General features: G+C 36.4%; 12 protein-coding genes and 3 pseudogenes. 2 read left to right on the top strand and 13 right to left on the bottom strand.

Annotation, left to right across the window (positions count from 1 at the left end):
- The coding region (locus tag HMPREF3249_RS09395) for an SSURE domain-containing protein (protein WP_142350228.1) at positions 1-1,064 on the bottom strand (1,064 nt) is incomplete at its 3' end.
- A gap of 151 nt (positions 1,065-1,215) precedes the next feature.
- On the opposite strand from HMPREF3249_RS09395, the gene HMPREF3249_RS03650 reads away from it, so the two are divergent.
- Together HMPREF3249_RS03650 and HMPREF3249_RS03645 are read left to right on the top strand one after the other, a co-directional pair.
- A complete protein-coding gene (locus tag HMPREF3249_RS03650; protein ID WP_003026580.1) occupies positions 1,216-1,671 on the top strand; it encodes a histidine phosphatase family protein in 456 nt (151 codons plus the stop codon).
- Positions 1,672-1,841: 170 nt separating this feature from the next.
- Positions 1,842-3,044, top strand: a complete 1,203-nt coding sequence (locus tag HMPREF3249_RS03645; RefSeq protein WP_003026582.1) for an IS110 family RNA-guided transposase — start codon at positions 1,842-1,844, stop codon at positions 3,042-3,044.
- A gap of 379 nt (positions 3,045-3,423) precedes the next feature.
- Here the strand turns inward: HMPREF3249_RS03645 and comW are convergent, their stop codons facing one another.
- The 12 genes and pseudogenes from comW to HMPREF3249_RS03585 all read right to left on the bottom strand — a co-directional run bounded on the left by comW (position 3,424) and on the right by HMPREF3249_RS03585 (position 14,815).
- Positions 3,424-3,651, bottom strand: a complete 228-nt coding sequence (comW, locus tag HMPREF3249_RS03640; RefSeq protein WP_003040495.1) for a sigma(X)-activator ComW — start codon at positions 3,649-3,651, stop codon at positions 3,424-3,426.
- Between the two features lie 219 nt (positions 3,652-3,870).
- Positions 3,871-4,161: pseudogene (locus HMPREF3249_RS03635) on the bottom strand (SDR family NAD(P)-dependent oxidoreductase); the annotation flags it as partial.
- Positions 4,162-4,187: 26 nt separating this feature from the next.
- On the bottom strand, positions 4,188-5,240 hold the full coding sequence (locus tag HMPREF3249_RS03630) for a glycosyltransferase (RefSeq protein ID WP_003026587.1): 1,053 nt from the start codon (positions 5,238-5,240) through the stop codon (positions 4,188-4,190).
- 10 nt (positions 5,241-5,250) lie between these two features.
- A pseudogene (locus HMPREF3249_RS03625) lies at positions 5,251-6,242 on the bottom strand (stealth family protein).
- Entirely contained in the window at positions 6,239-7,339 is a 1,101-nt protein-coding gene (gene glf / locus HMPREF3249_RS03620) for a UDP-galactopyranose mutase (protein ID WP_003040714.1), read from the bottom strand. Before glf ends, HMPREF3249_RS03625 begins: the two are co-directional and overlap by 4 nt.
- Positions 7,340-7,352: 13 nt before the next feature.
- On the bottom strand, positions 7,353-8,351 hold the full coding sequence (locus HMPREF3249_RS03615; RefSeq protein ID WP_003040757.1) for an acyltransferase: 999 nt from the start codon (positions 8,349-8,351) through the stop codon (positions 7,353-7,355).
- Positions 8,352-8,353: 2 nt separating this feature from the next.
- A complete protein-coding gene (locus HMPREF3249_RS03610) occupies positions 8,354-9,769 on the bottom strand; it encodes a flippase (RefSeq protein WP_003040805.1) in 1,416 nt (471 codons plus the stop codon).
- Positions 9,770-9,820: 51 nt separating this feature from the next.
- Complete coding sequence (locus HMPREF3249_RS03605) at positions 9,821-10,987, bottom strand: hypothetical protein (protein ID WP_021002185.1); 1,167 nt, start codon at positions 10,985-10,987, stop codon at positions 9,821-9,823.
- A gap of 31 nt (positions 10,988-11,018) precedes the next feature.
- On the bottom strand, positions 11,019-12,008 hold the full coding sequence (locus HMPREF3249_RS03600) for a glycosyltransferase family 2 protein (protein WP_003026598.1): 990 nt from the start codon (positions 12,006-12,008) through the stop codon (positions 11,019-11,021).
- A 19-nt stretch (positions 12,009-12,027) separates the two neighbouring features.
- On the bottom strand, positions 12,028-13,002 hold the full coding sequence (locus HMPREF3249_RS03595) for a glycosyltransferase (RefSeq protein ID WP_003026599.1): 975 nt from the start codon (positions 13,000-13,002) through the stop codon (positions 12,028-12,030).
- 24 nt (positions 13,003-13,026) lie between these two features.
- Positions 13,027-13,665, bottom strand: a pseudogene (locus HMPREF3249_RS03590) (DUF1919 domain-containing protein).
- A 1-nt stretch (position 13,666) separates the two neighbouring features.
- Positions 13,667-14,815 carry a glycosyltransferase family 4 protein gene (locus tag HMPREF3249_RS03585; RefSeq protein WP_003040815.1) on the bottom strand — a complete coding sequence of 383 codons (1,149 nt, stop codon included), beginning with the start codon at positions 14,813-14,815 and terminating at the stop codon, positions 13,667-13,669.
- Position 14,816 lies beyond the last annotated feature (1 nt).

Genomic DNA, 14,816 nt, shown 5'->3' with positions numbered 1-14,816 from the left:
CCATCACCACCAAAGAGTTCATACGGAATCACTTCATTCACACCAGCTGTAAATGGACCAGGATGGTTCGCATTTTGTAAGAAGGACGCTGGGACATCCGTACTTTCTTTAATATTTTCTGAAATAGATTTCTTCGCTTGTTCTAATGAAGGATCTGCTTTAGATTTCAAACTATTAAGGTTAATCGTCACTTGACGAGTCGCAATCACATTGCTCAAGTCAACTTTACCATCTTTTGAACCATAAACTGTTACGGTAGCGGTGTAACTTTGTGTACCGTTCGCTTTCAATTGATCCAACAATTCTTTATTTTGCTTGCCTGCTGCATTTCCTCCAAGTGATACCTGATAAAAATACTTACCCTTCGGAATGTTAGCAAACGGAGGCAAGCCTGCATGATTTGCTGTGCCATTATCTGACCATGGTGCTCCATTTGAGGATTTGAGTAGAAGACGTGTTAACATCCCATCTCCACCAAAAAGTTCATACGGAATTACTTGGTTCACACCTGCTGTAAAAGGTCCTGGATAAGTAGCATTATCAAGGTAAGAGGCAGGAACATTGATATTACTTTTAATATTATCTAAAACTGATTTTTTCGCTTGATCCAATGAAGAATCCTTTTCTTCCTTTGAAGTAGCTTCTTTTACTACTTTTTCAGTTGCTTTTTGAATTTCCTTAGCAGCCTCTGCAATCGTTTTGCCTACTTTGTTTTCTTTTGTAACTTCTTGTTTTTCTTGCACCTTTTTATCTGGTGTTTGAGTTGTTCTGCCAGACAAATCTTGTGAGGACTTAGTTGCATCTGGCGTTTCTTTCTTGTCAGCTGTTGTTTTTTCAGATTGTCCTACTTTCGAATCAAGTATGGATTTCCCAGAGTCTGTCGGACTATTTGACGGGGCTGTCGTGACCACCTTGTTTTGCGTACCAACTTGGGCATTTACCGGATTGCTAATAAGAATAAAGAATCCACTTGCCACAACTACGGACGCAACACCTACACTTAACCGACGGATAGACCATTTTGTATATTTTTCATTATTTGAACGATGATTTTTGTCAACCATATTATTTACTCCTTTGATTATTTTTAATGGTTGATTAAAGTTTACCAAGCTCTTATTAACTATCCGTAAGACAAAGTTAAAGTTTTTCTTAAATAAGCATTATTTCTTGCTTATTTATAGAATTTTCACATGTTGTGATATACTAGATTACATGAACAACATTTATTATTTTGTCCGTCACGCGCACTCAACTTACACACCTGACGAATGGACACGCCCTTTGTCACAAAAGGGACTCACTTCCCTCTCACAATTAAAAATACTAGAAAATAAGCCAATCTCTGCTATTTATTCTAGTCCTTACCAACGAGCAATTGAAACGATTGAGCCTTTGGCACTAACCTTTGGGCTTCCGATTCAACTTGATAAGCGATTGATTGAACGAAAACTAAGCAGTCAGCAGGTTTCCGACCAAACATTTGAAACTACACTCAAACAACTTTGGCAAAATCCTGACAGTTCTCTACCGGGTGGCGAATCAAATCTCATAGCTCAAAACCGAGCTCTATCATTTCTGCAAGAATTAGAAGAAAACATACTAAGATTAGTAGTGAAGAAATCTCCGACGGGAGAGAGTACTCACTACTTTTTCTTTATGTTAAAGTAGTGGTGTCTTGTAAAGTCGTAGGGCTCTATGGCGCTAGACGTCGCTTGACAAACTGGCAAGACACCTAGTTTTAGGTGGAGTTTGATCAAAGTATGTGGGACGCTAAACGTCGCGTATTGAAAATAAAATCACTAAAACATGGAATTATTCAAGACAAAAGAGGTAATGTCATGCGTGCAGTATTTGGAATTGATGTAAGTAAAACAAGTTCTGAGGTGGCAATTTTAGTCAACGGTGAGAAGGTTCATGGCTACTCCATACTCAATGATGCCATTGGATTCAATCGCCTGTTGGGGGACTTGAAAACTGTTCATAACCCTGAGATTATATTTGAGGCCACAGGCGTCTATTCTCGATGTCTTCAGGCTTTTCTTGAGGAATGTGGTTACGCTTATACACGGCTAAATCCACTGGAAGCTAAGAAGCAATTGGACAGTCTGCGAGTTCGTAAAACAGATAAAATTGACGCTGAAAAGTTGGCTAAATCTCAGCTTGTGCACAATCGTAAACCAACTTACGTGCAGGAAGAAGTTTATCAACACCTGCGTGATTTAAGCCGTTTCTATCAAAATATGACTGAAGATCTTGTTCGAGCTAAAAACCGTCTGCACAAGGTTCTACAAGTCACCTTTCCTGAATTGGAAAATCTCTTATCCACACCAACTGGAGAGCAATATTGGAACTTAGTGATGGCTTTTCCATGTAAAGAGTTTGTATTAAGCCTATCTCAAAGTGACTTGTATGAGATTATCCGTCAATCTACCTCCAAACGCATCTCTGAAAAGCGTATTGCTTACCTGACTGATAAACTTATAAAACTCGCTAAACAATCTTTTTGTGCGGTCAAGAAAACCTCTCCAATGCTTGAAGAGGTTCGTTACTATGCTCAAGAATTGCTTCGTCTTTCTGAACGCAGACAAGTTGTCTTAAACGACATGGTAGCTCTAGCTCAGCCTTTACCAGAGTATGACATCTTACGGTCAATTCCTGGCATCGCAGAAACCACAGCGACATCTATCATTGGCAAATTGGGAGATATTCGTCGATTTCACTCTGCCAATCAAATCAACGCCTTTATTGGCATTGACCTGAGACACTATGAATCTGGGAACTTTCTCGCTAAGGAACACATCACTAAACGAGGTAATCCCTATGCCAGAAAAATCTTGTTCAAGTGCATTCACAACATCGCTTCAGCTAGTCATACCAATCCCTGCCATATCGCTGACTTTTATGAGAAACGAAAAAGACAATCGACAATAGCTTCAACTAAGCCACATACGATTGCCTCTATACATCGTCTCATTCGAACAATGTATTACCTCATTACGCATAACAAACTTTACGATTATTCTTTGACCCAAAATCGATAAGGCTGTCTATGCCGTATTATTGTAACACCTTGTTTCAAAAAATACCAGATGAGGTGTTTTTTAGCATGCCATTTTATGGATCAAAAAGTGTTAAAAATAAGACAGTAACCTCAGAATAGCTACTGTCTTATCTCTTTTTTTACTTAAAGCCTTGATAGACTTGAAAAATGGTAGAAAAAATGGTAGAAAAGAGCCCTTATTTACCATGGGCTGAAACTATTCAGGAAAAGTGCAAATAGAAAACGTTCCAGAGTCAAATCAACTTTGGAACGTTTTTTCAATATACCTTGTTATTGGGCGGTTACACTCAACCACTGCGTCTTGCTCGACAATCCAAAGACAATTTAGAGGCTAGGACTTTTGTCCCAGCCTCTAAATATCAAGCCGAGCTCAGCATCAAGGACTGCAAATACCAGCGATAAGCTGCCCGATAATGATAGGCATTAAAAAACTTCATCTCCCCGATACCGTAGCGTATCAGGTAGTATATCAGATAGTGCAGACGCAGGCTTTCCCACTCCATGCTAGCCTTTTGACAATGGGCATACTCAGCCTCAAGCTCCCCATAGTAATCTCTGAATTGATTATAAATTTCTTGAATTTCCATCATAACTCCAATCTTTTTGCTTTAACACTAGTTTAGCGCAAAAAGGAGAGGTTTCGGGACAAGAAACATATCTGGTCTCATTTTAGAGCCAAAAGGTAGGTAGGGCGCTAGAAAGTGACATTTCAGGGAAGAATTTTGACATTTGGGAGTTGGGGAGTAACCTTTTTGATAATCATTTACGATTAAATACTTTACTATGTTGAAATTTGAGATTGGCTAATATTTTAATGGTTCTTGCACAAACTCACCAACTGCCTCATAAACTGTAAAATGAATCACTGCATCAATATGATTTTCCTCAAATACCTGACTCATAAACTTTTTGTCTGCAATAGAACCTTGATAAAAAGGAACCGTCACACCTGTAATAGTTTTTAATCTATCTAAGACCTGAAGCGAACTATTTGAAAAATCATCTACAACTACAACATCATAGCCACTTTTTAATAATTCCACTACTATGTAGCTACCGATATAACCTGCACCACCTATGATTAAAATCTGTCTTATAAGACTATCACTTCATAATAACAATCTCACTTCAATTTTGATAGTGCAGTCCTCAAATATTGCCCTTGCCGAAGTTTACTACCAATTTGTTTAGCATTTTCTAACATTTCTTTGTATTGCTCTTCTGACAAGGTATCTAAATTTTCTTTTAAATCAGAAAGAGAAGAAACAACTAGACCACACTGTTTATCTATCACAAAATGAGCCAGTGCTGACTCTTCCCAAACAACTACAGGGAAGCCTGCCGCTAAATAAAGTGAAGCCTTGTGCGAGTTGTTATAGCGAAGGTACTCACCAAATACACCACTACATGTCTCAGCGCTATCACCATCCCAGACAAGACCAAAACCACCCTCAAGAGCTGCTGGTAGCTCGTCAGGTAAGAAGGATCCAAAGTAAGTCTCATTCGCAAGAGCTCTGCTCTCGTCGAAGCCAACACCATAAAGGTTATAAGCAGGTTCTTCAGGAAGAGAGTAAAGATAACCAGCTTTTTCCTGAGCCAAATTGCCAGCTACAATGATTGGCTGGTCTTTTGTCAGTCCACTTTTTTCTTGGAAATTTGGAATCAAATAATCAAAAATTCCAAGACTCACAATCTTATCTTCTGCAACTCCTTTATTTACCAAAACAGATTTCATAATAGGATTATGGGCAATAATCCCATCAGCTGCACCAAGCAGACCTGACTCTTGAATTTGAACTCGAATCTTATGCTTCAAAGGTACTGTATCCAAATTGGCATAGCGTAAAGCTTCCAAATCGTGGATAATAAAATGAACTTTTACGCCTTTTTTCTGTGCTTTCTTTACATGATGTGTTGTGAAAAAACTATGATGAAGCATTGGGAACTGGATCAATAACTCATCACCTTGCTTTAGTTGAGCCAAGGCCTGACCAAAAGCCTTGGATTTATGAAGCTGTGCTTTAAGTGTACTCATCTCGTACCAATTATCAACTGAAAGAACCAAGGCTTGATAACCTTCTCTCTTTACAATTTCTTCAACATCATTACGTGCCTTATTCCCGGCATTTTTCACATTATTATCGTGTAAAAATTCTTCTTTTAAATAGTATTTCATCTCTTATTTCTCATTTTTCAAAAGCTGATTTTTCAGGATAGCGTTCTTTCAATATTTCCTTAAAACGAATGATATTCTCCTCTTTAGAGTCAACATCATCATTTACACAAAGCAGTTTTTTATGTTTATCTTTAAAGATACTCTCTAATCGATCCACTTGATTCAGGTCTATCGACTCTCCAAAATTCTTTGACATAGGATAAAACTGATTACTTTCAATCTGCCAATGCTGACAGATGTATTGATTAACATCTACTCCATAGTCTCTAATTTTATTTCGTGACGTTCTATCTAATGTTTCACCCTCAATGTCCCATAAATGTGCCAAGGTACTCTTTTTCATAGGTGCAGCTAAATGGTTATTCACATAGCCTGTTGGCCCCATGGCAAAAGTAGCAAGTTTTTCAAAACTAAATACCCATAACGATGATTGAAAAATTTCCAAGGCGAGGACTTTAGTGCCTTCTTATTAGGAAAATGGCGATAAATCAATTCAACATTATTGTGATAAGTATTCGTAAATGGTGACCAAGGAACTAAAGCATCATATACAGCTAAAAGCTTAGGTTGCCCATTCTTATAAAAATCCGAAGGTTGACTATCTCTAATCAAGTACACATCATCATTGAAATACAAATAATTCTCCGACAAGCCCTCAATCCGATGGAGGTTGAGTTCAATAGCCGCTGAATTATAGGTAGGTAGATACTCTTTAGGGATAAACTCCTTATGAGTGACCAACTTGAGTTTTGGATGCTCCAAGTTCAACCATTCCGGTTTTTGGCCATTGGTGACTAAGTAAACACGATTTACCCAAGGAGCATGATTTTCAATCATTCGAAACCAGTAATTAAAAATCCCGTAATCACGATAACGCTGCTCTCCGTCGATTTCTTGGTCCAAATCTGCCACTTGACCAGTCACAGCTTGTTTCTCACGGATAAACTCCGGATCACTCCCGTCAACCCAGAGAACCACGATATCAATCTTATCTTCTGTCATTTAGTAAATTCTTTCTCTACGACTTCCAAAGCACGCTCAATGACCACGTGCATGTCGTAGTATTTATAGTCTGCTAGACGTCCACAGAAAATGACCTTGTCATTTTTCTCAGCTTCTTCTTGGTACTTGGCAAACATAGCATTGTTCTTTTCATCATTGATTGGGTAGTATGGCTCATCTCCACGTTTCCAATCAGCTGGGTATTCGCGGGTGATGACCGTCTTCGGTTGGGTTCCATACTCGAAGTGCTTATGCTCAATGATACGAGTGTAAGGGATCTCACGCTCTGTATAGTTGACTACAGCATTTCCTTGATAGTTTTCCTCATCCAAAACTTCATGTTCAAAACGCAGGCTACGATACTCAAGCTCTCCGTGTTTATAATTAAAATACTGGTCAATCATACCCGTAAACACAACCTTTGCTGCTGAGCTTTCCAGTTCTTCTCGGTTGGCAAAGAAGTCAACGCCTAATTCAACTTCTACGTCGCCAAGCATATTTTCAATAATGACATTGTAGCCACCGATTGGAATCCCTTGGTAACGGTCGTTAAAGTAGTTATTATCGAAGGTCAAGCGAACTGGAAGACGTTTAATGATAAATGGTGGAAGGTCTGTTGCAGAACGTCCCCATTGTTTTTCCGTGTATCCTTTGATCAATTTTTCATAGATATCTGGACCAATCAACTTGATTGCTTGTTCTTCCAAGTTTTTAGGTTCAACATCTTTCATATCAGCCGTTTGCTCAGCAATCTTGTCTTTAACTTCTTGCGGAGTCTTAGTGCCCCACATAGCATAGAAGGTATTCATGTTAAATGGAAGATTATAAAGACTGCCCTTATAGTTAGCAATAGGGGAATTGATATAGTTGTTAAATTCAGCAAATTGGTTGACATAATCCCAAACCTTTTTGTTTGAGGTATGGAAAATGTGGGCACCGTACTTGTGAACATTGATTCCTTCAACATTTTCACAGTAAATATTTCCGCCAATGTGATCACGCTTGTCAATCACTTTTACTTTTTTGCCACGTTTTGTAGCTTCGTGTGCGAAGATTGCTCCAGACAAACCAGCACCAACGATAAGATAATCGTACATTATAAACTCCTTTTTATAATTTAACTATTCGATTGATATAAGGGATTTTCATTAATGTCATACTTATTAGAAAACTAATCATTAATGTGAAAACAGGGAAAAATAAGTATGCACCCACTATGTTAAACCCTATCAACTTTTGCCATATTTGCATAACATAGGTATGTATAATAAATACTCCCATCGTTTGGACTGATAACAAGTAGATCATTCTATGTTTAGAAGCATCAATGGTTAGCGTCAATAAGGTAAGAAATAGTCCTAAACTAATTACTTTTACCAAAAGAATGTCATAAAAATATTCAGCAAAAAGATTATGATAAATATTTTTTGCTATGAAAAATAATATTATCGGTGAAATCAATAACAAAAGTATGCTAACTATTTTCATCCATCCCTTAAAGATTGATTTTAAATTATCTATATTGAATTGTGCTACAAAACCACCTAAAATGTAGTAAAAGAACCAAGTCCATAATCTAAACGTTTGTATAACATAAATTTGCACTGGCATTTGAAGCAAAAAATTTATCAATTCAAAAAACAAACCAATAATTGTTAATACAGATAGAAAGTACAAATAACTTCTTTTTGAATGTAAATACTTCTTCAATATCGGCAAACATAAATAAATTAGTATCAATGAGCCAAAAAACCAAAATTGGAAGAAATAACCCTCTTGTATCAAAGAAGCCAAAATTTTTTTAATTGGATTAATTGTGAAGTCTCTTTTAAGTAACCAGATGATAACAGTCCATGACGACACTGTTATTAGAACCCATTTTATTTTATGTTGTATATAGGGATATGTTATCTTGCTTTTGCCCAATAATAAATAACCATTCACCATAAAAAACAAGGGAATTGAATAAGTACCTAAATAATATAAATAAGATGAGTAATTCCATTGCCCTGTTTCCTTAAACCCTGGCATCGTAGTGTGAAGCAAAACAACTCCGATACAAGCAATTATTTTAATCAAATCTAAGTTTATATTACGTATTTTCTTCATTTCTAATTTTTCCCTATTATTTGTTTTAATTCTTTCACATCTACTACTTTCAGAGCTAGAATAGCAAACAGGTAAATGAGGCCGCCAAGCACTGCATACACAAGAACATTTAAAGTAGGTGAAAAATGCAAGAATGGTTTTGCACATAGCAACAAGCCATACATCATAGCAGATGCGCATACAATTTTTGCCATAGACCCAAGAATCGGTACTTCCTTAAGATAAGGAAGGGTATAGTACAATTGAATGAACCATACCAGTGACTCCGTTAGAACTGATACAATAGCCGCGCCGATAAAACCAAAATGAGGCAAGAAGAGCAAATTCAACCCCACACTGACAATAGCAGGAATGGTGGTGGATAGCATAAATTCTTTGTTTTTATCATGCGGGATGAGAATTTGAATCCCCATGATATTGGTCCATCCGATAAAGAACATTCTAAAAATCATGATGGCAATGGCATAACGCGCATCCTGGAAATCCTTCCCTAGGAAGAATTGAACAAAGTCATCATTGACAATCAGCATGCCAGCAATAATCGGGAAAATGACCAAATTATAAATCAAAAAAGACATCTGGTGCATCTTGTTGACAGCCTTGTGATCTCCTGAGGACAAGAGGCTTGATACCCGAGGCAACATGACACTTCCCAGAGACGTCACCAAGGTCAACAAAATATTGACGAGTTTTAAAGCCTGGTCGTAAATCCCGACATCCTTTGTAGAGGCGAGAGCCCCCAGCATGGTCCGGTCAAGAGTAACATAGAGGGAAATGGCAATCTGCGGTAAAAAGAGCAGAATGACCGGTTTTAAATGCACCCGTGCATAGGCCATATCGAAATAGGCTTTCCCAATAAATTCGCGGGCAGGTAACCACATGCTCAGCTGACCTAACAGCTCAAAGATGGTTAGTAAGAATACATAGAGATAAAGATTATTGGCAGATTTAACGAACAAGAAGATGGAGATGACTCCGACTAGCTTAACCGTAATATTTCGCACCGTAATCTTGCGGAAGTCCTCTAAGCCCTGAAAAAGCCAGGAGATATCGAGCCCTTTTGAAACCAAACTGAGTCCCAAAATATAGGCTACAGGATTTTGCATGGATGGAAGCATCAAGCAAAACAAAGCATAAAGGAGGAGAGATACAAATGTTGCGACTAACTGGAGGGTATAGATCCCCCAAAAATTTTTTCGGATGTCTTTCCGGTGTCCTGAAATTTCCTTAGTACCGTAATTGGCCACTCCTAAAGTCGCTAAAAGGATAAAGTAGGTAACAATGGAGTTGAAATAGCCGTAAGTTCCTAAATCTTCAGAGCTAAATACCCGAGTGACATACGGGGTGGTGATAATCGGTAAAATAATCACCAGCAGCTGGTAGGAGAGATTGTAGGCGTAATTTTTTAAAACTTTCATAAGTACAATAACTTGTTTTAGCCTTCCTTTGAATTTGACGAATACTCTTCTTTATTCAATTTTTGTATCCTCATTCACAATAAATAGGCGACTGATAAATAAGATTAATGGAGAATAACGAAGAACTAACATCTGAGGATCAAACATACCATGGATAATCATAATTCCTAAGCAAGCCAGTACGATATCTTTTTGAATAGACACAAAATAACGCATCACTTTTGTCAATGCAAACAACATAAATGCACTGACAATCAAGCCATCAATAACCAATAATTGAACAAAAGAGCTATCAATAAAATTGTAATTACTAGTGAAATTTCCAAACATATCAAGAGTTGTAAAGGAAATTGGTTGCCCTAACCAAGATACCCCAAAATTTTGAAAACCATTGACACTGAGACGCAAGCGATTATGCGTAAATTGATCGACTAAGTGAAATAAATTCCCAGATGAATAAAAACAAAAATACAAGACAATCACTAAAGCTAAAATAAAACCGTACTGCACAAGTGTCTTTGTCCAGAAGTTTCCAATGATAAACTCTTTTTTAAAGATTTTAATACTCAACAAAGCATAGGTTAGTATCAAAATGCTTAAGTAAAATGGACTAGATGTCGAAGTCTGTTGATACATATAAATGGTAGACATCAACAGAGCTAACAACTCAAGGTAGGAAATCTTCTTCCCTCTAAACATAAGATAACTACATAATGCAAAGAACATACGTTGAGAAGCAAAGGAAACATAGTTAAATCCAAGACTATAACGATAACCACCATCTGCACTCATCAACATATTTGAAATAATTCCCATCTTACTAGCCAAAATAGTGACAATGAGAACTGAGAATGTCGCTAAGGAGAAGGTACCTAATAATTTCTTGAACTCTATATCCCTAGCCGAAAATACTAACAGTAAGACGTTTATATCAGGAAGACCATCACGATTTTTTGACACAATTAACATTGTCAGGGTAAATAATAAGAAAACTAATAATTCCTTCAAGTGAAATCTGAAATAATTAATTGTGTTAGGAAGGTTGATGAGTTCTTTTATCGCAATCATTACTAACGTAAAATAAAGTAATATACGATAAAGTGCCAAGAAACCGTCTAGTCTAACGAAATAAGTTGTAGTTACCAGAGATGCAAATAATACCCAAACAAAGAGTGTAAATAAATAGATTTTCTCTGAAATAAAGCGACTGCTATTCACAAGTACTTTCCATACCTTTCAATTATTCTTATTAATGCTGTAATATCATCTGCATTTTCTTGAGGTAAATCAAAATAATATAAATTCGACATTTTAACAGCATTTTTATGAGGGGATTTAATAGTGAAGAATCATTCCTAATAAAATCTGCCATATCTTTGCTTTTACAAATTTCTTTAACGAGCTTAACTTTTTTTGTAACTGGTAATTTTTGCTTAGAAATATTGTGAATATTGCTCATCAATATTCTTGCCTTTACAGTATTATCAAGATTTGAACTATCTATATGCCAATCCTTTAATAAGTTATCAACCAACTTCAACTCTTGAAGCTGATACTGAAGACGCTTAGGGTTATAGCCCGACATAGCAGAACCCTTCCTGCCGATGACATAAACATAGTAGGACTCTTGAGAAAGATAAACCCTGTTCACATTACGATAAACATTCAGATTGAAGCGCACATCTTCACCCAACTCATACTTCTCAAAAGAAATATTATTTTCAAGAAGAAACTCTCTACGATAAATTTTATTCCACACAGTATAAAGCATATCTGATAAAAATAAATCTGTAAATATCGTGATAAAATCATTTTTATCGTATAATCCACTATGAGGAAGACACTTTTTCGTACGATACTTCTCAGTTAACTCTTGCTCAAAAGAATTGTAATAACTAAATACCACTAAATCTAAGTCTGATACCAACTTATCAGCAAAGTCCGAAAAGAGATTTCCTACAAGATAATCATCGCTATCAGCGAAGTAGATGAACTCTCCCTTAGCTTTGGATAAGCCAAAATTACGGGCAGAACCAACACCGTGGTTTTCAATATGATAGACTGAAATATTATCATATTGGCTAGCATAAGTTTCACAGATATGACCACTACGATCTGTAGAACCATTATCTATCACTATAATCTCCAAGTCATCATAATTCTGAGAAATAACACTTTTTAAACAACGATCAATGTATTTCTCAACGTTATAGACTGGAATAATAACAGAGTATTTCAAATTAAACTCCCATATCATATCAGAAAATGTTTTGAATACTGAAGGCTAGTTTTAATACTTTAAGTCTAAACAGTATATATTTTAACTTATTTGGTTGGTCTTTCATTTGAGAAAGAGAAACACTATTCTTAAGTAATTCTTGTTTCACTTCATTAGTAATGTCTATATATTTTTTATCTAATTTAGATTTATATAAACTTGCCAAGATATGAGTCAAGCCATTCACATAATATAGCTGTGAAATTTGTAATTCTTCTTGATTTAATTGTGAACAAACAAAATCAGAATAAAAAACTTCTTTGTAGAACCCAAACATATCTCTAAACTTCTGCTCATTCCAAGACTGTGTGATGGAATCAGGATTATCAATTAAATAGTGATAATACTTTTGATTGGTAGCAAAGACATTCTTAGCTGAGAGGAAGAGCTTGTAATTCGTTCCCAAGTCTTCATAATATTTTCCTTTCGGAAAAGAAATATTATTATCAACAAATAAAGACTTTTTATATATTTTGTCGTTGGCAAAACCTGTGATATAACTATGCTTGAGCATTTGGACAAAAGCGTCTTTACCTTCAAAGACTTGAGTCACTACTGAATCCGAAACTATAACATCTTCTTCACCTTTGACAAACTCACGATTAAAAGAAATAATGTCAAATTCTCGAGATTCCAGCACCTCTGCTAATTCTTTAAAAGTTTGTGGTTCCAGCCAGTCATCAGAATCAGGGAAATAAACATAGTCACCCTTAGCATGTGAAATACCAGTATTGCGAGCTTCAGAAAGCCCTCCATTTTCTTTATGAATAACTGAGATAAAGTCATACGCCTTAACATAATCATCACAGATTTGAGAAGAACTATCAGTACTTCCATCATCTACAAGTAAAATATCATAATTATGCCACTCTTGGACAAGAACGCTTTCTACACAACGTTTTAAATACTTTTCAACATTATAAACTGGAATGACAACAGTTAAAAGTGGTTTCATGGATTCTTCACCTAAATTTTTATTTTATGTTAAATCTTCCCCACCCTTATTCAACCAAGTAACAGCATTAAAATATCGGTGGTAAGTCTTCAAATCGATACCAACATGCCCTTGCTTCTCGGCTGATTTAAAATGAATCAAGGAAGGTAAATCACTATAATTCTTCGAAGAAAAAATAACCTTACTCTTATATGGAAGTTCTTCGAACTCTTTCATCAATTCATAAGTACAAATATCATTATCATTGAACTTAAAATACAAATTATCTCAATAAATTCTTTCCAAACGGCGTTGCCATTTTTGAGTTGCTTCTTCCTCATCTGCATAATGCAGGAAATGAAGTTCAATATCATCAAGTAGTGCTAAAGGATAGGCATTATCAAAGTCTTTGATATATTTTGATTCTTTAACAAATTTCAAGGGGATGTTCCCGCTCAAATAATGTTTTAAATTCTTGAGCATCTTGATGTAATCAGGAGAAAAAACAAACATCCCTACAAATGGAGTTTGGTAAGGCAAGCCCAATTCTTGATAAACCTTTCCAGCCCAACAATTATCACAAATAATCGTAAAATTTTTATTCTTTAGTCTTCGTCTAGGAATAAAGTTAATAATTGGATAAATAATTGGTTTTAATTTATTCTTAATTTTTTCAGTATTCATCTTAGTATTTCCTATACAACTCCGAAAAATTCCGAATATAACTTTGTAAGGAGAAGAGTTCTTTTTGGCGTTGGACAGAGGCCTTACCAAATTGCTCTCTCTTCTCGGTATTGTCAGCCAATTCTTGAATAGCTTTAGACAATTCTGCAGGCTGATTCGGTGTAGCAAGAAGACCATTTTCCCCTTCCTTGACCATCTCACAGACACCTCCATGACGATATCCCACTACAGGTTTGCCACAAGCCATAGATTCGAGGACGACTGTTGGTAATGGATCTGGATTGGTACTTGGCAAGACAAAGATATCAAACATATTATAGAGTTCTGTCGTCTTGCTATAATAGTCAATTCGCTTGATTTGTCTAGCTACTGGTGAGTCTGAAATGGTTTTTTCCAGCTCATCCACACGCCACTCTTCACCCTCAAATGCACTACCTGCCAAAAAGGCAACTGCTTTTGGATTAGCCTTCAAGATTGGAGTCACAGCTTCTAAAAAGTCGCCTTGACCTTTCCAGGCATTAACTCGTCCGATCATACCGATGACAAGCGCATCTTGTGCGATACCAAACTGATCACGGACGGCGGTGGCATCCATTTCGTGATAGACGGCATTGTCAACACCATTATAGATGACTTGAACTTGGTCATTTTTTACAAAGCGAGACTGCTTGACGTGGTTGGCTACAGCATTTGAAACCGTCACAATCGTATCAGCATAACGTCCCATCAAAAAGTTGATAAAATCTGAAATTGCTTTTGGTTTGACAATAATTTCATGAACATGCCAAATCAAAGGAAGGTTCAACTTACGTTTGAGATAAATTCCCTCAAGTACTGCAGTAGTATTGTTGTGAATGAGAGTAATTCCATTTTCCTTAGCATATTCAGCGATTTGCTTTGAATAACGGTTATATGAGCCAAAATACTCAAGAATCCCCTTAGGATTAAAATATTTACGGCGCAAGATTGGATAATCGATAACTTTAACTTTAGCACCAACATTCTCCAGAGCACCCACCAAGACACCAGCATTGGGTAAAATAACGTGCGTTTCAAATTCGTCTTTATTCAAACCTTTAATAAGCTCCAACAAAACCTTGTCGGCGCCATACATTTCGGCACCAGCATGGAGATATAAAATTTTCTGCATT

Origin of the sequence: Streptococcus sp. HMSC36C04 (assembly GCF_001839535.1) — a bacterium.
Taxonomy (GTDB): Bacteria; Bacillota; Bacilli; order Lactobacillales; family Streptococcaceae; genus Streptococcus; species Streptococcus hominis.
The sequence above is the reverse complement of the archived record's forward strand: the minus strand, read 5'-3'. Positions and strand labels throughout refer to the sequence as shown.